The sequence below is a fragment of the Curtobacterium pusillum genome, from assembly GCF_007673235.1.
Classification (GTDB): domain Bacteria; phylum Actinomycetota; class Actinomycetes; order Actinomycetales; family Microbacteriaceae; genus Curtobacterium; species Curtobacterium pusillum_C.
On sequence record NZ_VDZH01000001.1, the window covers coordinates 252,474 to 270,750 of the forward strand.

Below are 18,277 nucleotides of genomic sequence, written 5' to 3' on the forward strand. Positions count from 1 at the left end.
CCCCCCCCGGCCCCCGCCCCCGCCCCCCCCCCGCACCCCCCCCCCGCGCCCCCGGGGCCCGGGGGGCTTCGTCGTACGGGGTGGATCAGCTGCCGAGGGCGTCGAGCCAGATCTTGCGGGCGTCGAGCGCTTCCTGCGCGTCCTTGATCTTGCGCGCGTTGCCGGAGGCCTGTGCCTCGGCGAGCTCCGACTCGAGCTTGCCGATGGCGTCCTCGAGCTGGCTCGCGAGCCCCGTCTGGCGGGCCTTGCGCTCCGGGTCGGACGCCTTCCAGTGCTGGTCCTCGAGCGAGCGCACGTGGTCCTCGACGGCGCGCAGCCGGTCCTCGATGCGGCGGACGTCGCCGCGCGGGACCTTGCCGATCTCGTCCCAGCGACGCTGGATGCCCGTGAGCGTCCGGCGTGCCGCGACCCGGTCGGTCTCCTGCAGGAGCGGCTCGGCCTCGGTCAGCAAGGCCTGCTTCGCCTCGAGGTTGCCGGAGAACTCCTCGTTCTCGGCAGCGCTCTCGGCGTGACGCTGCTCGAACAGCACGTCACCCGCGGCCTTGAACCGGGCCCAGAGCGCGTCGTCGTGGCGCTTGCCGGCGCGACCCGCCTGCTTCCAGTCGTCGAGGAGCTCCCGGTACGCCGGGATCGCGTCCGAGCCGCGGGGCGCGAGGGCCTCGGCCTGCTGGACGAGTTCCTGCTTGCGGTTGCGGGCGTCGCGGTGCTGGGCGTCGAGCTCCGAGTAGAACGCGCGACGGTGCTGGTCGACCGTCGAGCGTGCGGCACGGAACCGCTTCCAGAGCTCGTTCGCCTCGTTCTTGGGGATCCGCGGCCCGTCGTGCTGGTGCTGCTGCCACCGGGCGAACACGTCGTCGAGCTGCGCGGTGATCTGCTTCCACTGCGCACGGGCCGGGTCGACGGCGGCCAGCGCCTCGGCTTCCTCGACCAGTGCGGCGCGGTGCGCGAGCGCGTCGGCCAATGCCTGCTGCGCCTGCTCGGCCTGCTCCTTGGTGAGGGAACCGAGCTGTTCGGTGAGCGCCCCGACGCGGGTCTCGAGCGACTTGAGGTCGCCGACCACGCGGGCCTCGGCCACGAGGGTCTGGAGGTGCTCGACCGTCCGGGCGACGTCGTTCGCCGACGCCCCGCGCTGGACGCGCTGCTCGGCGATCTTCACCTGCCCCTCGAGGTCGGCGTACTTCCGCGCGAAGTAGGCGAGGGCTTCGTCGGGCGTCGCGTCCGGGTACTCACCGACGGCTTTCTCGGTGTCCTCGTACCGGACGTACACCGTCCCGTTCTCGTCGACCCGCCCCCAGGTCGTTGCTTCGTCAGATCCCACAGGTCTCGCCTCGATCGTGGTAGTGCATCACCGACGTCGCCGTCGGCACGGTCAGGTCGTCAGCCTATTGCACGGACGGCCTCTGCGACCCGCCCGGACAGCGCGCCTGTGGACTACTTCTCCTGCTCGATCGTCGCGCCGGTGATCTTCGTCGCCACCTTCGGCTCGCCGGTGCCGTCGCTGCCGGCCGAGGAGATGCCCTTCGACGTGATCTTCGACTCGAGCTCGTCGAGGCCGCTCGTGACCTTCCCGACGACGGTGTACCCGCCCGTCGAGCCGTCGAGCGTGGTGTCGCCGTAGACGATGAAGAACTGCGTCGTCTGCGAGTAGGCGGACGAGCTGCGGGCGATCGCGATGGTGCCCTTCTCGTACTTCCCGTCGCTCGGGACGTTCTCGAGCGGGCCGTACTGGAACCCGGCGTCGCCCGTGCCGTCGCCGTTCGCGGAACCGCACTGCAGGAACTCGAACCCGTCGCTGTCGGCGAGCCGGTGACAGGTGGTGCCGTTGTAGAACTGCTCCTGGATGAGCTTGATCTCGACGCTCGCGGCCTGCGGCGCCTTCTTCCCGTCGAGCTCGATGCCGAGCTTCACGTCCTTGTTGAGCGTGAGGGACCCCGTCCAGGTCGAGTCCTTCGCGATCGACTTGCTCGGGACGTCGCCGGTGTTCGCGGCGGTGGCACTGGCCGACGGGGTCGGCGTGGCCGTCGCACTGGCGCTGGCCTCGGCCTTCTCGTCGGACCCCTGCGAGCCGGCGAACGCGAGTTGCGATCCGGTGGCCAGTGCGGCGATGAGGACGAGCACGCTCGCACCGACGAGGTTGTCCCGCAGGCGACGGCGGCGCTGCCGGTCGTGCAGGCCCTGGCGGGCCTTGTAGAGGCGGAGGCGCTCACGTGCCTCGCGGTTGTCACGCGCCTGGTTCTTCGGTGCCACGGTGCTGGTCGTACCTCTCGTCGAGTGTGCGACGAGCGTACTAGAACCCCCACCCCCACCGCCCTGGAGGCACGCCCCTGTCAGCGGGTCGGCCTACGATTGGGTGCATGGCAGCGGACCGTTCGGGCATGCGTGCGCCCACCACCGGCGGTCGCGCCGGGCTCGCGCAGGGTTCCGTCCCGCTCGCGGTCCGGATGCGGCCGACCAGCCTCGACGAGGTCGCCGGCCAGCAGCACCTGCTCGGCCGCGGCAGCCCCCTCGTGCAGCTCGCGACGGGCACGCGCGACAACCCCGGCGGTGTCTCGGTGATCCTCTGGGGGCCGCCCGGCACCGGCAAGACGACCCTGGCCCAGGCGATCGCGCGGCAGTCCGGCCGCGAGTTCGTCGAGCTCTCCGCGGTGACCGCCGGCGTCAAGGACGTGCGCGAGGTCATGGAAAAGGCGCTCACGCACCGCGACCTCTACGGCTCCACCACGGTGCTGTTCCTGGACGAGATCCACCGCTTCAGCAAGGCGCAGCAGGACGCGCTGCTGCCAGGGGTCGAGAACGGCTGGGTCATCCTCATCGCCGCGACGACCGAGAACCCCTCGTTCTCGGTGATCTCCCCGCTGTTGTCCCGGTCGCTCCTGCTGACCCTCAAGCCCCTCACCGATGAAGACCTCGGCATGCTCGTCGACCGCGCGGTGGAGGACCCCCGCGGGCTCGGCGGATCGGTCGTCCTCGGGGACGAAGCCCGCAGTGCCATCGTGCGGCTGTCGTCCGGGGACGCGCGCCGGGCCCTCACCGCGCTCGAGGCCGCAGCGTCGTCAGCCGTGGCTGCCCAGGCCGACGACGGCGACGACGCCCTCGACGGTGTGGAGACCGTACCGGTCATCGACGCCGACACCGTCGCCGCGGCCGTGGACCGTGCCCTCCTGCGCTACGACCGGCAGGGCGACGAGCACTACGACGTCATCAGCGCGTTCATCAAGTCCGTGCGGGGGAGTGACGTCGACGCCGCGCTGCACTACCTGGCCCGGATGATCGAGGCGGGCGAGGACCCGCGGTTCATCGCCCGCCGGATCATCATCTCGGCGTCGGAGGACATCGGCATGGCGGACCCGCAGGCCCTGCCGATCGCCGTCGCCGCCGCGCAGGCCGTCCAGCTCATCGGCATGCCTGAGGGACGGATCCCGCTGGCCGAGGCCGTCGTCTACCTGGCGACCGCGCCGAAGTCGAACGCCGCCTACAACGGGGTGAACGCCGCCATCGCCGACGTCAAGGCCGGCCGGCTCGGGGTCGTGCCGATGCACCTCCGTGACGCCCACTACCCCGGGGCGAAGCGGCTCGGGCACGGCAAGGGCTACGTCTACTCGCACGACGCCGAGCACGGGGTCGCCGAGCAGCAGTACCTCCCCGACGCGCTCGAGGGCACCGAGTACTACACCCCGACGGCGAACGGCTTCGAGCGCGAGGTCGGCCCGCGGCTCGAGCGACTCCGGAAGATCACCCGCGGCGAGTAGTACCCGGGTCGAGTTCCTGCTACCATTACCGGGCCTACGTCCTGGTCCTCGAGCACGGCTGCGTCGAGGACAGAGTGCCACTCCGGTGGTACGGGGGCAGAGGTTCGGACTGTAGCCGTCCGATCCCACAGGCTCATCCCTCTGGATCCCTTCGTCGGGTTCGACCACACGTGCGCGTGCGTTGGCCGACGATCAGTTCAGTTCAGTACAGAGAAAAGGACCCTGTGTCTACCAAGTCACGTACCCGCAGCAAGACCCGCCTGTCGCGCGCGCTCGGCATCCCGCTGACGCCGAAGGCGGCCCGTTACCTCGAGAAGCGCCCCTACGGCCCCGGTGAGCACGGCCGCACCCGCCGTCGTGCGGACAGCGACTACGCCGTCCGCCTCCGTGAGAAGCAGCGTCTGCGCGCCCAGTACGGCATCCGCGAGAAGCAGCTCCGCATCGTCTTCGAAGAGGCCCGCAAGACGAAGGGCCTGACCGGTGAGAACCTGGTCGAGCTCCTCGAGCAGCGCCTCGACGCCCTCGTGCTCCGTGCCGGCTTCGCCCGCACCACCGCGCAGGCCCGTCAGCTGATCGTGCACCGTCACATCCTCGTCGACGGCAAGCTCGTCGACCGTCCGTCCTTCCGCGTGAAGGAGGGGCAGCTCATCCACGTGAAGCAGCGCTCCGAGTCCCTCGAGCCGTTCCAGGTCGCCGCCGCCGGTGGGCACCAGGAAGTCCTGCCGAAGGTCCCGGGCTACCTCGAGGTCGAGATCGACAAGCTCCAGGCCCGCCTGGCTCGTCGCCCGAAGCGCGCCGAGGTCCCCGTGACCTGTGAAGTGCAGCTCGTCGTCGAGTACTACGCAGCTCGCTGATCCACTGATCACACCCGAACGGCGGGTCGTCCTCTCACGAGGGCGGCCCGCCGTTCGGCGTCGGTGCCCGGTGTCGTCGGTAAGATCGTCTGGGCACGCACCGCTCGCGTGCACAGAGGGAGAGGCACCGTGAAGCAGCTGTTCTTCGTCGCCGTCGGCGTCGTCATCGGGTTCGCAGTCGCGCACAAGGTCGCGAACACCCCCGGAGGCGCCCGGTTCTTCGCCGACGTGAACGCTCGCACGCAGGCCTTCCGGGGTGCCGTCGCCGAGGGCTACCGCTCTCGTGAGGCCGAGCTCCGCACCGACGTCTGACCGTCGTCCGACCGACCTCTCCTCCCACGCACACGACCTGAAACCAGGAAGCACCATGCAGACCGCAGAGATCCGCCGCCGTTGGCTCCAGTTCTTCGGTGACCGCGGCCACACCGTCGTCCCGTCCGCCTCGCTCGTCTCGGACGACCCCTCGCTCCTGTTCACGGTCGCCGGCATGGTGCCGTTCATCCCGTACCTGACCGGGCTCGTCCCCGCGCCGTACCCGCGTGCCACGAGCGTGCAGAAGTGCATCCGCACGAACGACATCGAAGAGGTCGGCAAGACCCCGCGGCACGGCACGTTCTTCCAGATGAACGGCAACTTCTCGTTCGGCGACTACTTCAAGGAGCAGGCGATCCAGTTCGCCTGGGAGTTCCTGACGAAGCCGGAGTCCGACGGTGGTCTGGGCTTCTCGCCCGACGACCTCTGGGTGACCGTCTACGAGGAGGACGACGAGGCGATCGCCTTCTGGAAGCAGCACTCCTCCCTGCCCGAGGAGCGCATCCAGCGCCTCGGCAAGGACACGAACTACTGGTCGACCGGACAGCCCGGCCCGGCGGGTCCCTGCTCGGAGATCTTCTTCGACCGCGGCCCCGAGTACGGCATCGACGGCGGCCCGGCCACCGACGACGACCGCTACGTCGAGATCTGGAACCTCGTGTTCATGCAGTACCAGATCGCCGACGTCCGCTCGAAGTACGACTTCGAGATCACCGGCGAGCTCCCGAACAAGAACATCGACACCGGCATGGGCCTCGAGCGCGTCGCGTTCATCAAGCAGGGCGTCGACAACATGTACGAGATCGACCAGGTCCGCCCGGTCCTCGACCAGGCCGCGGCGATCTCCGGCCGGCAGTACGGCGCCGTGCACGAGGACGACGTCCGCATGCGCGTCATCGCCGACCACGTCCGGTCGTCCCTCATGCTCATCGCCGACGGCGTCAGCCCGTCGAACGAGGGCCGCGGGTACATCCTCCGTCGCCTGCTCCGCCGCACGGTGCGCGCGATGCGCCTGCTCGGCGTCGAGGACGCGACGTTCCCGCGCCTGTTCCCGGCGTCCCGTGACGCCATGCGCGAGGCGTACCCCGAGGTCGCGTCGGACTACGACCGGATCGCCCGGATCGCCTACGCGGAAGAGGAGACCTTCCTCCGCACGCTCGCGCAGGGCACCACGATCCTCGACGTCGCCGTCGAGCGCGCCAAGCAGGACGGTGCGCCGTCGATCGGCGGCGACACGGCGTTCCTGCTCCACGACACCTTCGGCTTCCCCATCGACCTCACGATGGAGATGGCCGAGGAAGCCGGCGTCCGGGTCGACCGGTCAGCGTTCGAGACCCTCATGTCCGAGCAGCGTGCCCGCGCGAAGGCGGACGCGAAGAGCAAGAAGACGGCCCTCGCCGACCTCAGCGTGTACAGCGCGTTCCGGGCCAAGGGCGAGACGGTCTTCCTCGGCTACGACGCGCTCGAGGCCGAGACGAACGTCCTCGGCATCATCGTGGGCGGTGTCAGCGTCGACCGTGCGGTCGCGGGCGACATCGCCGAGGTCATCCTCGGTGAGACCTCCCTGTACGCGGAGTCCGGCGGCCAGGACGCCGACCAGGGCTCCATCGTCGGCAACGGCTTCGACCTCGAGGTCCTCGACGTCCAGCGTCCGGTCGCGGGCCTCTGGAGCCACACCGTGCAGGTCCGCTCCGGCGAGGTCGGTGTCGGTGCCCCGGCGACCACCGTCGTCGACGCGGAGTACCGCCGCGGTGCGACCCAGGCCCACTCGGCGACGCACCTCGTGAACGCCGCGCTGCGCGACATCCTCGGCCCGGAGGCGCTCCAGGCCGGCTCGTACAACAAGTCGGGCTACATGCGCCTCGACTTCTCGTGGTCGCAGCCCGTCTCCACCGAGACCCGCTCCGAGATCGAGGAGGTCGTGAACACCGCGATCCGCTCCGACCTCGAGGTCTCCACGCGGGTGCTCCCGCTCGACGAGGCGAAGTCCCTCGGGGCGCAGGCGCTGTTCGGCGAGAAGTACGGCTCCGAGGTCCGCATGGTGGACATCGGCGGGCCGTGGTCCCGCGAGCTCTGCGGTGGCACGCACGTGGCGTCCAGCGCGCAGGTCGGTCTCGTCAACCTGGTGGGGGAGTCGAGCGTCGGGTCGACCAACCGCCGTGTCGAGGCCCTCGTCGGACTCGAGGGCTTCCGGGACCTCGCCGTCGAGCGCACGATCGTGTCGCAGCTGTCGAGCGCCCTGAAGGCTCCGCGCGCGGACCTGCCGACCCGCGTGCAGTCCCTGATGGAGGACCTCCGGACCGCGCAGAAGCGGATCGCCGAGTTCGAGTCGGCGAACCTGCAGCAGCGCGTGCCGTCGATCGCACGACAGGCCACGACCGTCGGCGCGACCACCGTGGTCGCCGAGACCGTCGAGGGCCTGCAGTCCGGCGACGACCTCCGTGCCCTCGTGACCGGCGTCCGCAGCCAGCTCGGCGACGGCGCTGCAGTGGTCGTCCTGGGCGCGGTCATCAACGACAAGCCCGTCGTCATCGTGGCCACCAACGACGCTGCCCGCGCGGCCGGTGTCCAGGCCGGTCCGCTCGCGAAAGAGGCGGCCGGGGTACTCGGTGGTGGCGGTGGCGGCAAGCCCGACCTCGCGCAGGGCGGTGGCACCGACGCGTCGGCGCTCCCGGCCGCGTTGCGTGCGGTGACCGACCGGCTCGCGGCCTGACCGTGGCGATCCGATCCGGGCGCCGGCTCGGCGTCGACGTCGGGCGGGCCCGGATCGGTGTCGCGGTGTGCGACCGTGACGGGCTCCTCGCGACGCCCGTCGAGACCGTCGCCCGGAAGGAGGCCACCGACGTGCGCCGGATCGCCGAGATCGCCGAGGAGTACGACGTCCTCGAGATCGTGGTGGGTCTGCCACTGTCGATGTCCGGAGGGGACACCCCGTCGACCGCCGACGCCCGTGCGTTCGCCGAGCGTCTCGCCGAGCACCGGCCCGTCCGGCTCGTGGACGAGCGGCTCTCGACGGTGACCGCGCAGCGGGGGTTGCACCAGGCCGGGAAGAACACGAAGAAGTCGCGCGCCGTGATCGACCAAGCGGCCGCTGTTATCATTCTGCAACACGCGCTCGACCACGAGCGTGCGTCCAGTGCCCCACCGGGGGCCACGCTCCCCTGACAGTGCGCCACAGCACCGTTCCCCTGACCGCGGCTGCCACACCGTCGCCCAGCACCGTAGCCCAGGCGGAGTTCCCGACCGAGAGACCGAGGACCGTTGGCAGACGACCTGGACTGGAACGCGATCATCGCGCCCGGCAACGACGCCGAGGGGCGGAAGACGACTTCCGCCCATGAGGCCACCGCACGACCGATGTCCCGCCGGGAAGCCCGAGCGGCCGAGGCGGCGGAGGCAGCTCGCGCTGCTGACGCCGACGCACCCGCTCCGGCCGGAGCGGCACCCGCAGCACCCGTCCCTCCGACGCCTGCGGGCGTCGACCCCGAGGTGCACGCGCTCCTCACCGGCGAACTGCACGTCGACGACGACCAGCGTGCCGCCGCGAGCGGCAGCACGAACCAGGACGCGGGCACGCGCGGACCTGTCCAGGGCGACGACGGCCCTGGAGGCGCGGGAGACGACGGACGCGGCGGTCGCGGCGGACGCGGGGGAGCCTCCAGGGCGCCACGCGAGCCCCGTGAGCCGCGTCGCCGCCGACGCCGCGGACCGCTCATCGCCGGCATCGTGATCGTCGCGGTCGTGCTCGGCGCCGGGGTCTCGGCGTACGCGTTCGCCGCGCCGAAGGTGCAGCAGGTCATCGCCGCGATCAGCGGCAACAAGGAACCCGACGACTACACGGGCAGCGGCACCAGCAAGGTGACCATCACGATCAAGCAGGGCGACATCGGCGAGGACGTCGCGAAGACGCTGCAGCGCAGCGGCGTCGTGAAGGACTCGAAGGTGTTCTACAAGCTGCTGCTCGCCTCGCCCGACGTGCAGTTCCAGCCCGGCTCGTACTCCCTCAAGAAGGAGATGAGCTCGAAGTCGGCCCTCGCAGCGCTGCAGGACTCGAAGAACCACGTGCAGGCCTCGATCGTCATCCCCGAGGGCACGGCCCTCAAGGACATCGAAGCGGGCATGGTCTCGAAGGCCGGGCTCACGGCGGCCGAGGTCGACGCCGCGGCGAAGGACCTGTCCGCCTACGGCCTGCCGGCGAACGTCACCACCCTCGAGGGCTGGCTGTTCCCCGCCACGTACCCGATCAACCCCGGGTGGACGGCCACGCAGTACTTCAAGTCGATGGTCGACACGATGAAGGAGCACCTGTCCGCGGCCGGCGTCGCCGAGGCCGACCAGGAGCACGTGATCGTCTTCGCGTCGCTCGTGCAGAAGGAAGCCGGCCTCGCGGCCGACTACCCGAAGGTCGCGCGGGTGTTCCAGAACCGTCTCGACAAGGGGATGCTCCTGCAGTCCGACGCGACGGTGGCGTACGGCACGGGCAACACGCACACCGTCACGACGACCGACGCCGAGCGTGCGGACGCGTCGAACAAGTACAACACCTACGTGCACGAGGGGCTCCCGCCGGCACCGATCTCGAACCCGGGCGACATCGCGATCACCGCGGTGACGAAGATGGCGACGGGCAACTGGGAGTACTTCGTGACGGTCAACCTGGAGACGGGCGAGACGGTCTTCTCGGACACCTACGCCCAGCACCAGGTGGCGGTCAGGCAGTTCCAGGCCTGGCTGCGCGCGCACCCCGACTACCAGTAGTCGGGGGCGCGTCGCACGGGTCGGCGCTGTGGGAAGATGGACACCATGCTTCGTTGGTTGACTGCTGGTGAGTCGCACGGACCCGAACTGATCGCGATGCTCGAGGGCCTGCCCGCGGGTGTCCCGGTGTCGTTCGAGTCCATCCGTACCGATCTCGCGCGTCGCAAGCTCGGCTACGGCCGTGGCTCGCGCATGAAGTTCGAGCAGGACGAACTGCACGTCTCCGGCGGCGTCCGTCACGGGTACTCCCTGGGCAGCCCGATCGCGATCCGCATCGGCAACACCGAGTGGCCGAAGTGGGTCGAGGTCATGAACCCCGAGCCGGTCGAGCAGACCGAGATCTCGCGTGGTCGCAGTGCGCCCCTGACCCGGCCGCGTCCCGGGCACGCGGACCTGGTCGGCATGCAGAAGTACGGCTTCGACGAGGCCCGTCCGATCCTCGAGCGCGCCTCCGCTCGCGAAACCGCGGCCCGGGTGGCGCTTGGCGCCGTCGCGAAGTCCTTCCTCGCCGAGCTCGGCATCCGGTCGGTCGCGCACACCCTGCAGGTCGGCACCGTCCGGGTCCCGGACGGCACGGCGCTCCCGCTCCCCGACGACGTCGACCGGCTCGACGACGACCAGCTGCGCTGCTTCGACGCCGAGACCTCGGCGCGCATGGTGACCGAGGTCGAGGCCGCGAAGAAGGACGGCGACACGCTCGGCGGTGTCGTCGAGGTCCTGTTCTACGGCGTGCCCCCGGGCCTCGGCTCGCACGTGCAGTGGGACCGCCGTCTCGACGCCCGGCTCGCCGCGGCGATCATGGGCATCCAGGCGATCAAGGGCGTCGAGGTCGGCGACGGCTTCGCGACCGCCGCTCGTCGCGGGTCCGAGGCGCACGACGAGCTGTTCCGTGAGGACGGCGAGATCTACCGCACGACCGACCGCGCCGGTGGCACCGAGGGCGGCATGTCCACGGGCACCGTGCTCCGCGTCCGCGCCGGCATGAAGCCGATCGCCACGGTCCCGCACGCACTGCACACCGTCGACGTCACCACGGGCGAGGACGCCTCGGCGCACCACCAGCGTTCGGACGTCTGCGCCGTCCCCGCCGCGGGCGTCGTGGCCGAGGCCATGGTCGCCCTCGTCCTCGCTGACGCTGTGCTCGAGAAGTTCGGCGGCGACAACGTCGTCGAGACGAAGCGGAACCTCGACGCGTACCTCGCGTCGATCCCGGAGACGCTGCGCACCCGGCGCACCGAGGCCGCCGAGCACACCTCGGCCTGGTGACGCACGCACCCGAGCCGGCGGCGGAGTCGTCGTCGGCCGGTCCCGCGGCACCGGTCGTCATCATCGGGCCGATGGGCGCCGGGAAGTCCAGCGTCGGCAAGCGCGTGGCCAAGGCGCTCGGTGTGCCCTTCACGGACACCGACCGGGTGATCGTCCGCGAACACGGACCCATCCCGGGCATCTTCGCCGACCGCGGCGAGCCGGCGTTCCGCGAGCTCGAGGCGCAGGCCGTGCGCACCGCGATGGCGACCGGCGGCGTGATCGCCGTCGGTGGCGGGGCCGTCACGCACGTGGCGACGCGCGAGGCCATGGCCGGTGCCGCTGTCGTCCTGCTCACCGTCTCGCCGGAGGCCGTCGCCGACCGCATCGCCGGCAGTGACCGACCACTGCTGGCGAACGGCGGCATCGACGCCTGGCAGACCATCATGGACGAGCGGGCGGCCACCTACGCCGAGCTCGCGCACGCGGTGTTCGACACCTCGCGCCGGCCGATGTCGCACGTCGTCGACGACGTCGTGGCGTGGCTGCGGCTCGCCGACGGGCCCACGGGACCGTCCAGCACCACGAACGAAGGAGCACCGTGACCGAGTCCACCCAGTCGATCCTGCCGGAGGGCACCACCGAGATCCGCGTCGGCGGGGACGACGGGTACGTCGTGGCCGTCGGGAACGGTCTGCTCGGGTCCGTGCCGGCACTGCTCGGCCCGCGCGTGGCGAAGGTCCTCATCGTGCACGCGCCGACCCTCGGTGCGCGCGCGAACGACCTCCGCCAGCTGCTCGTCGACGCCGGCCTCGAAGCCCTCATCGCCGAGGTCCCCGACGCCGAGGGCGCCAAGCGCGTCGAGGTCGCGGCGTTCTGCTGGCAGATCATGGGGCAGTCCGACTTCACCCGCACCGACGCGGTCATCGGCCTCGGCGGCGGAGCGGTCACCGACCTCGCCGGGTTCGTGGCGGCGACGTGGCTGCGCGGTGTCCCGTACGTCGCGATCCCGACGAGCGTGCTCGGCATGGTCGACGCGAGCGTCGGCGGCAAGACCGGCATCAACACGAACGAGGGCAAGAACCTCGTCGGCGCCTTCTACCCGCCTCGTGCCGTCGTCGCGGACATCGACCTCGTCCGCACCCTGCCGCGCAACGAGATCCTCACCGGGTTCGCCGAGATCGTGAAGGCCGGGTTCATCGCCGTGCCGGAGATCCTCGAGATCGTCGAGGCGGACGTCGCCCGGGTCACCGATCCGTCGACGCCGGAGTTCCGCCGGGTCGTCGAGCTCGCGATCGAGCTCAAGGCGCAGGTGGTCTCCGACGACTTCACCGAGCAGGGCCGCCGCGAGATCCTCAACTACGGACACACCCTCGGGCACGCGATCGAGCACGCCGAGCGCTACCAGTGGCGACACGGTGCCGCGGTGGCCGTCGGGATGGTGTTCGCCGCCGAACTCGCGCGCCTCACCGGACACCTCGACGACGCGACGGTCGACCGGCACCGGGCGATCCTCGAGTCGCTCGAGCTCCCCACGTCGTACGGCCTCGGCCGCTGGGAGGGCCTCCTCGCCACGATGCGTCGTGACAAGAAGGCCCGTGCCGGCATGCTGCGGTTCATCATCCTGGACGGCGTCGGCAAGCCGGTCACCCTCGAGGGCCCCGAGGACCACCTGCTGTTCACCGCCTACCAGGAGGTCGGGGTCTAGGCAGCGAACTGCTGCACGCCCAGGTGCTCGCGCAGGTGCCGGCCGGAGTACTCCGTCCGGTGCAGCCCGCGGCGCTGGAGCTCCGGCACGACCAGCTGCGTGAAGTCCTCGACGCCGGTGGGGAAGTGCGTCGGTACGGCCAGGAACCCGTCGCACGCACCCGCCTCGGACCACTCCTGCATGGTGTCCGCGATGCTCGACGGCGACCCGATCATCTTCCGGTAGCTGCCCTCGGCGAAGTACCGGGCGGTCTCGATCGTCGAGAGTCCCTGGTTCCGTGACACCGCCATGATCGCCTCGCGGTGCGACTTGCCGGCGTTCGACTCAGGCAGCTCGGGGACGGGGAGATCCGGGTCGAACTGCCGGAAGTCGACACCACCCGCGAGAGGCTTGAGGTTGCTCAGGGCCAGGTCGTCCGGGATGAGTGCCATCATCCGGTCGGCGAGGTCCCGTGCCTGTGCGTCGGTCTCGCCGACGATCGGGGTCATCCCCACCAGGACCTTGACGTGTTCCGGGTCGCGGCCGAACCGCTCTGCCCGGGCACGGATGTCGTCCCGGAACGCGCGGCTCTCGCCCGGGTCGGACTGCAGCGTGAAGACGACGTCGGCAGTCCGGGCCGCGAGCAACCGGCCGGGCTCCGAGGCCCCCGCCTGGAACACCACCGGCCGGCCCTGCGGGCTCCGTCCGGTCGTGAGCGGGCCGCGCACCCGGAAGTGCTCGCCCTCGTGCTGCAGGAACCGCATCTTGGCGATGTCGAAGTACGTGCCGGACTCCTTGTCGCGGGTGATCGCGTCGGCGTCCCACGAGTCCCAGAGCCCGGTGACGACGTCGACGAACTCGCTCGCACGCTCGTAGCGGGCCGCGTGCTGGACGTGGGCGTCGAGGCCGAAGTTCTGCGCTTCGTCCTCGTTGAACGACGTCACGAGGTTCCAGCCGGCGCGACCGTTGCTGATGTGGTCGAGCGTCGAGAACCGCCGGGCCAGGTTGAACGGGTCGTTGAAGGTCGTCGTCGACGTCGCGGCGAGCCCGAGGCGGGAGGTCCGCATCGCCAGGGCTGGCAGGAGCATCGTCGGGTCGAAGTGGACGGAGCGCGGGTTCGCCGCGCCGTAGTCGTCGCCGGCGAGGATGTCGTTGCTGCGGCGGACGGCGGCCTGGTCCTCGAAGAAGATCGCGTCGAGCTTCGCGGCCTCGGCGAGTTCGGCGGCGCGGACGTAGTGCTCGATCCCGAGGTCGAGCTCGGGGACGGCGTCGGGCAGGCGCCAGGCACCGAGGTGGTAGCCGGGGAACAGGAACATGGCGAGGTGGATCTGCTGCACGGTGGTGTCCTCTCAGGGGGACATCGGTGGGACGTCGGTGGACGGTGACGTGGTGCGGCCGACGCGTCTGCGCCGGTCGCGGGGTCGCTCGTCAGTGCCCGTGCGCGATCGCACCGCGGGGCCAGCGGCGGGGCGCGTACTGCGAGTCGTGTGCCGTCATCGCTGCCCCTTCCGTGTCCGCCAGCGGTTCGTCCCGACGATACGGGCGGGGTGTTTCCGCCGCGTTTCGACCGGGAAACACCCTCGAAACCGAGCGCCGCTAGCGTCCTCGCCATGTCCGGACCAGTCCTCGCCCCGTTCCCCACCGAGCTCCGTGTCGGCGTCCCCGAGTGGCTCCGGGCGGCGCAGCTCGCCGCCCCGACGCAGTTGCCCGACCGCGCCGGACGGTTCGCGCTCGTGACCGAGCTGGCCACCCGGAACGTCGACGAGGGTACCGGCGGACCCTTCGCCGCGCTGGTCGTCGACGAGGAGTCCGGCGACGTGCTGTCGATCGGTACGAACCTGGTCCTGCACTCGAACGTGTCGTCGATGCACGCCGAGGTCGTCACGATCGGCCTGGCGCACGCCCGGGTCGGCGCGTGGAACCTCGGCCGTGACGTCGGGCGGCGCCGCACCCTCGTGGTGAACGCGCAGCCGTGCGTGATGTGCCTCGGTGCACTGCTGTGGTCGGGGGTGTCCGCCGTGGAGTTCGCGGCCGACTGCGCCACGGTCGAGCGCATCACCGGGTTCGACGAGGGCCCGGTGCCGTCCGACTGGCAGGAGCAGCTGCGCGCCCGGGGCATCGACGTCCACCAGGAGCACGGTGTCGGGGCGGAGCACGCGTTGCACCGCTTCCGGGAGCTCGTCGAGTCCGGCGCCACCGCTCGCTACAACGGCGACGGTGCCTGACCCGGCCGGTTCACCGCAGCACGCGGCGGGTGCGTCGCCACCACCACTTCACCCGCATCGAGAGGGTGATGACGTCGGTCCGCCGCCACTCGCGGTACTCCGCCATGGTGGCTCCGAGCTCCCATGCGTCGACCTCGTCGTCGTCATCGTCCAAGCCGGGCGCGTCGGGCAGCGGCCTGAAGATCGCCATCAGTCGTCTCCCTCGGTTCGTACGGTCGACCGCGGTGTCGAGCGTCTCCGGAGCGCCCGAGACGCCAGCCGTCGGCCCTTCTTCGACCACCACGCTACGGTCTCGAGCCGTCGGAGCACAGTCGCTGAAATGTCGTACGCACGGTCCTCTTCTCGCTGCGACACGGACCACGTGAACCGGTCCCACGCGTGGTCGCGATCGGCGGTGCGGCGGTTCTGGAACGCCCCGAACCAACTGACGACGGCGGCGACGATCGCCGCGCCCGCGGCGATCACCGCGCCGGTGAGTGCTGTCTCCATGCCCGCAGCCTGACGCCGTGGAGGCGCACCGACGGCGGGCGTCAGCCGATCCGTGGACGGTGAGCCGCGCCTCCAGGCTGTGGAGGACCGACCACGCAGGCCGGGGGAGCACACTGGATCCGTGCCCACCCCGCCCCGCCTGAGCGACCTCGGCGGCTCGCCGGAGGTCGCGGCCGGAACGCTCCGGTCCCGCGGCCGACGGTTCGCCGAACTCCTCGCCATCGCCCGCCGTCACGAGCTCCTGCCGTTCCGCCGCCTCGACTTCTCGCACGACCCGGCGACCTCCGCGCTCCGGACCAGCCAGGCCGACCACCTGCGCCGTGCCCTCGAGGAGGCGGGCGGCGGGTTCGTGAAGATGGGACAGCTGCTGTCGACGCGCGACGACCTGCTCCCCGAGGAGTGGACCGAGGGCCTCGCGCACCTGCAACGGAGCGTCACCCCGGCCGACCCGGACGACGTCCGGGCGCTTCTCGAGCGCGAGCTCGGTGCTCCCGTGGACCAGGTGTTCGCCGCCTTCGACCCGGTCCCGGTCGCCGCGGCGTCGATCGCCCAGGTGCACCGCGCGCGGCTCGTGGACGGGACGAGCGTCGCGGTGAAGGTGCAGCGGCCGGGGATCGACCGAGCGGTGCGTCGGGACGTCGACATCGCGCTCCGGGTGGTCCGGTTCATGTCCCGGCTCTCGACCGAGGCCCGTCAGGTCGGCGTGCAGGACGTCGCCGCGCAGTACGCCGACGACCTCGTGCGGCAGGTGGACTTCTCGTCGGAGCTCCGGAACCTCGTCACGCTCCGGGCCGCCCAGGCCCGCAGCGCCCGCCCGGACGAGGTGCGGTTCCCCACCCCGTACCCCGACCTCTCCGGGCGTCGGGTGCTCGTGATGGAGTTCCTGGAGGGCGACACCCTGAGTGCCATCCGGTCGGAGCGGTCCGACCGTGACCTCGACGAGCCGATGCGTGCGATCCTGCGCGCGTTCCTCCGGCAGGTCGTGTTCGACGGGGTGTACCACGCCGACATGCACCCCGGGAACATCCTGCTGCTGCCGGACGGCCGACCCGGACTCATCGACTTCGGATCCGTCGGGCGGCTCGACCCCGGCCTCCGGGACACCGTGCAGCAGCTCCTCGCCGCGTACATCCAGGACGACACCGAAGCGATCGCCGACGCGGTGCTGCGGATGGCACCCGTCCGTGACGCCGAGGACGAACCCGACTTCCGTCGCGCCATCGCCCGTTTCGTCGCGGACGAGCTCGGGCCGGGTGCCCGCATCGGCGTGGAGACGGTGGACGATGCCGTCGAGGTGTTCGGACGGTACCGGTTGAAGCCGCCGCCGGACTTCGTGGCCGCGGCCCGCGCCCTCGCGATCTTCGAGGGCACGCTCCGCACGCTCGCGCCGTCGTTCGACCTGCTCGACGAGTCCCGCGGCCTCGCCCGCGAGCAGATCCGCGACCAGCTCCGGCCCGGGAAGCTCCGGGACGTCGCGGTGCGCGAGCTGTTCGGGGTCGTGTCGGCCGCACGCCGTCTGCCCCGGCGCGTGGACCGGATCGGCGAGGCGATCGAGACCGGCAAGCTCTCGGTCAACATCCGGCTGTTCGCGGACCGACGGGACCGACGCACGCTGAACGGCGTCGTCCGCCGGGTCCTGCTCGTGCTGCTCGGTGCCGGGGCGGGCATCCTGGCGATCGTGTACCTGGCGTCACCGGCCCGGCCGACCGCCGTGATCTCCACGGGCGTCGCCGGTGCACTGCTCGGGGGAGCGGCGGTGGTGCTGCTCGGCTGGGCGGCGATCGACTCGGTGCTGGCGCGGAAGCGCGAATGAGCCGTCCGCTACACTCGTCCGGGGCGTTCTCGCCCGCAGACCTTCACAACACGACGAACGGGACATCGAACACTCATGGCCAGTACCACTGACATCAAGAACGGCGCCGTTCTCATCATCGACGGGCAGCTCTGGTCGGTCGTCGAGTTCCAGCACGTCAAGCCGGGCAAGGGCGGTGCGTTCGTCCGCACCAAGCTCAAGAACGTCGTGTCGGGCAAGGTCGTCGACCGCACCTTCAACGCCGGCGCGAAGATCGACACCGCGGTCGTCGACCGTCGCGACTACCAGTACCTCTACGAGGACGGCGACTCGTACGTGTTCATGGACACCGACACGTACGACCAGATCCCGGTGTCGGCGACGGTCGTCGGGGACGCCAAGAACTTCCTGCTCGAGTCGGCGATGGTCACCATCGCGATGAACGAGGGCAACCCGCTGTACGTCGAGCTCCCGACGTCGATCGTGACCGAGGTCGAGACCGAGCCCGGCCTGCAGGGCGACCGCTCGTCCGGCGGCACCAAGGACGCGACGATCATCGCGACGGGTCACCGCATCCAGGTCCCGCTGTACCTCGAGAGCGGCACCCTGGTGAAGATCGACACGCGCGACGGCAGCTTCCTCGGCCGCGTCAACTCCTAGGCGCTGACCGTATGAGTGCTCGTTCGAAGGCCCGCAAGCGCGCCCTCGACATGCTGTACGTGGCCGAGGTGCGGGAGCTGCCGATCTCGGACGTCCTCGCGACCGAGACCGTGCGGCACCTGGACCAGCCGGAGCGCGCCTCCAGCTGGGACTACGCACGACAGATCGTGACGGGTGTCGACGACGACCGCGCTGAGCTCGACAAGGTGATCGTCGAGCACGCGCAGGGCTGGTCGATCGCCCGGATGCCCGTGCTCGACCGGTGCATCCTGCGCATGGGCGTCTGGGAGCTCCGGTTCAACCCCGAGGTGCCCGACGCCGTCGCGATCGCCGAGGCCGTCGAACTCGCCCAGTCGCTCTCGACGGAGGAGTCCGCCGGGTTCGTCAACGGCGTGCTCGGAGCGGTCGCCGGCGGGCGTGCACCCGGCGAGAAGACGAGCGGTGCACCGTCCGGTCGGACGGTCGCAGAGGACCAGGAGTCCCGGTAGGGTTGACCACGTCAGCAT

General features: G+C 70.9%; 18 protein-coding genes. 13 read left to right on the forward strand and 5 right to left on the reverse strand.

What is annotated here, in order from left to right:
* Window positions 1-85 precede the first annotated feature (85 nt).
* Both FS532_RS01160 and FS532_RS01165 read right to left on the reverse strand, forming a co-directional pair.
* A complete protein-coding gene (locus FS532_RS01160; protein WP_186321861.1) occupies window positions 86-1,318 on the reverse strand; it encodes a DUF349 domain-containing protein in 1,233 nt (410 codons plus the stop codon).
* A gap of 113 nt (window positions 1,319-1,431) precedes the next feature.
* Window positions 1,432-2,247 carry a peptidylprolyl isomerase gene (locus FS532_RS01165; RefSeq protein ID WP_144749610.1) on the reverse strand — a complete coding sequence of 272 codons (816 nt, stop codon included), beginning with the start codon at window positions 2,245-2,247 and terminating at the stop codon, window positions 1,432-1,434.
* Window positions 2,248-2,354: 107 nt separating this feature from the next.
* Here FS532_RS01165 and FS532_RS01170 point away from each other — a divergent pair, with 107 nt between their 5' ends.
* The 9 genes from FS532_RS01170 (at window position 2,355) to aroB (ending at window position 12,626) form a co-directional block, all read left to right on the forward strand.
* Window positions 2,355-3,749, forward strand: a complete 1,395-nt coding sequence (locus FS532_RS01170; RefSeq protein ID WP_440130691.1) for a replication-associated recombination protein A — start codon at window positions 2,355-2,357, stop codon at window positions 3,747-3,749.
* 224 nt (window positions 3,750-3,973) lie between these two features.
* Window positions 3,974-4,603, forward strand: coding sequence for a 30S ribosomal protein S4 (gene rpsD / locus FS532_RS01175; protein WP_022905490.1), 630 nt, complete (start codon window positions 3,974-3,976; stop codon window positions 4,601-4,603).
* A 129-nt stretch (window positions 4,604-4,732) separates the two neighbouring features.
* On the forward strand, window positions 4,733-4,915 hold the full coding sequence (locus tag FS532_RS01180) for a hypothetical protein (protein WP_144749612.1): 183 nt from the start codon (window positions 4,733-4,735) through the stop codon (window positions 4,913-4,915).
* Between the two features lie 55 nt (window positions 4,916-4,970).
* Window positions 4,971-7,628, forward strand: a complete 2,658-nt coding sequence (gene alaS / locus FS532_RS01185; protein WP_144749614.1) for an alanine--tRNA ligase — start codon at window positions 4,971-4,973, stop codon at window positions 7,626-7,628.
* 8 nt (window positions 7,629-7,636) lie between these two features.
* The gene (gene ruvX / locus FS532_RS01190) at window positions 7,637-8,080 is read left to right on the forward strand and encodes a Holliday junction resolvase RuvX (RefSeq protein WP_186321909.1); all 444 of its coding nucleotides are present in this window, start codon (window positions 7,637-7,639) and stop codon (window positions 8,078-8,080) included.
* 96 nt (window positions 8,081-8,176) lie between these two features.
* Window positions 8,177-9,673: an endolytic transglycosylase MltG gene (mltG, locus tag FS532_RS01195; RefSeq protein ID WP_260852481.1), complete on the forward strand. Its 1,497-nt coding sequence runs from the start codon at window positions 8,177-8,179 to the stop codon at window positions 9,671-9,673.
* 45 nt (window positions 9,674-9,718) lie between these two features.
* Window positions 9,719-10,939: a chorismate synthase gene (gene aroC / locus FS532_RS01200; RefSeq protein ID WP_079236173.1), complete on the forward strand. Its 1,221-nt coding sequence runs from the start codon at window positions 9,719-9,721 to the stop codon at window positions 10,937-10,939.
* Between the two features lie 71 nt (window positions 10,940-11,010).
* Window positions 11,011-11,523 carry a shikimate kinase gene (locus FS532_RS01205; RefSeq protein WP_079238919.1) on the forward strand — a complete coding sequence of 171 codons (513 nt, stop codon included), beginning with the start codon at window positions 11,011-11,013 and terminating at the stop codon, window positions 11,521-11,523.
* Window positions 11,524-11,543: 20 nt separating this feature from the next.
* On the forward strand, window positions 11,544-12,626 hold the full coding sequence (gene aroB / locus FS532_RS01210; RefSeq protein WP_079238918.1) for a 3-dehydroquinate synthase: 1,083 nt from the start codon (window positions 11,544-11,546) through the stop codon (window positions 12,624-12,626).
* On the opposite strand, the gene FS532_RS01215 is transcribed toward aroB, so the two are convergent.
* Entirely contained in the window at window positions 12,623-13,942 is a 1,320-nt protein-coding gene (locus FS532_RS01215; RefSeq protein ID WP_222121918.1) for an LLM class flavin-dependent oxidoreductase, read from the reverse strand. The two genes, aroB and FS532_RS01215, sit on opposite strands and share 4 nt — an antisense overlap.
* Before the next feature lie 273 nt (window positions 13,943-14,215).
* Here FS532_RS01215 and FS532_RS01220 point away from each other — a divergent pair, with 273 nt between their 5' ends.
* Window positions 14,216-14,830 (forward strand): deaminase, encoded by a 615-nt coding sequence (locus FS532_RS01220; protein ID WP_144749616.1) that lies wholly within the window; start codon window positions 14,216-14,218, stop codon window positions 14,828-14,830.
* A gap of 10 nt (window positions 14,831-14,840) precedes the next feature.
* Here FS532_RS01220 and FS532_RS01225 read toward each other — a convergent pair whose 3' ends face one another.
* Together FS532_RS01225 and FS532_RS01230 are read right to left on the reverse strand one after the other, a co-directional pair.
* The gene (locus tag FS532_RS01225; protein ID WP_144749618.1) at window positions 14,841-15,020 is read right to left on the reverse strand and encodes a hypothetical protein; all 180 of its coding nucleotides are present in this window, start codon (window positions 15,018-15,020) and stop codon (window positions 14,841-14,843) included.
* Window positions 15,020-15,319, reverse strand: coding sequence for a hypothetical protein (locus tag FS532_RS01230; protein WP_144749619.1), 300 nt, complete (start codon window positions 15,317-15,319; stop codon window positions 15,020-15,022). The genes FS532_RS01225 and FS532_RS01230 overlap by 1 nt, the downstream gene beginning before the upstream one ends.
* Window positions 15,320-15,440: 121 nt before the next feature.
* Here FS532_RS01230 and FS532_RS01235 point away from each other — a divergent pair, with 121 nt between their 5' ends.
* From FS532_RS01235 to nusB, 3 genes are all read left to right on the forward strand, one after another.
* Complete coding sequence (locus FS532_RS01235) at window positions 15,441-17,132, forward strand: ABC1 kinase family protein (RefSeq protein WP_144749621.1); 1,692 nt, start codon at window positions 15,441-15,443, stop codon at window positions 17,130-17,132.
* 75 nt (window positions 17,133-17,207) lie between these two features.
* The gene (gene efp / locus FS532_RS01240) at window positions 17,208-17,771 is read left to right on the forward strand and encodes an elongation factor P (protein WP_144749623.1); all 564 of its coding nucleotides are present in this window, start codon (window positions 17,208-17,210) and stop codon (window positions 17,769-17,771) included.
* 11 nt (window positions 17,772-17,782) lie between these two features.
* Window positions 17,783-18,259, forward strand: a complete 477-nt coding sequence (gene nusB / locus FS532_RS01245; protein WP_144749625.1) for a transcription antitermination factor NusB — start codon at window positions 17,783-17,785, stop codon at window positions 18,257-18,259.
* Window positions 18,260-18,277 lie beyond the last annotated feature (18 nt).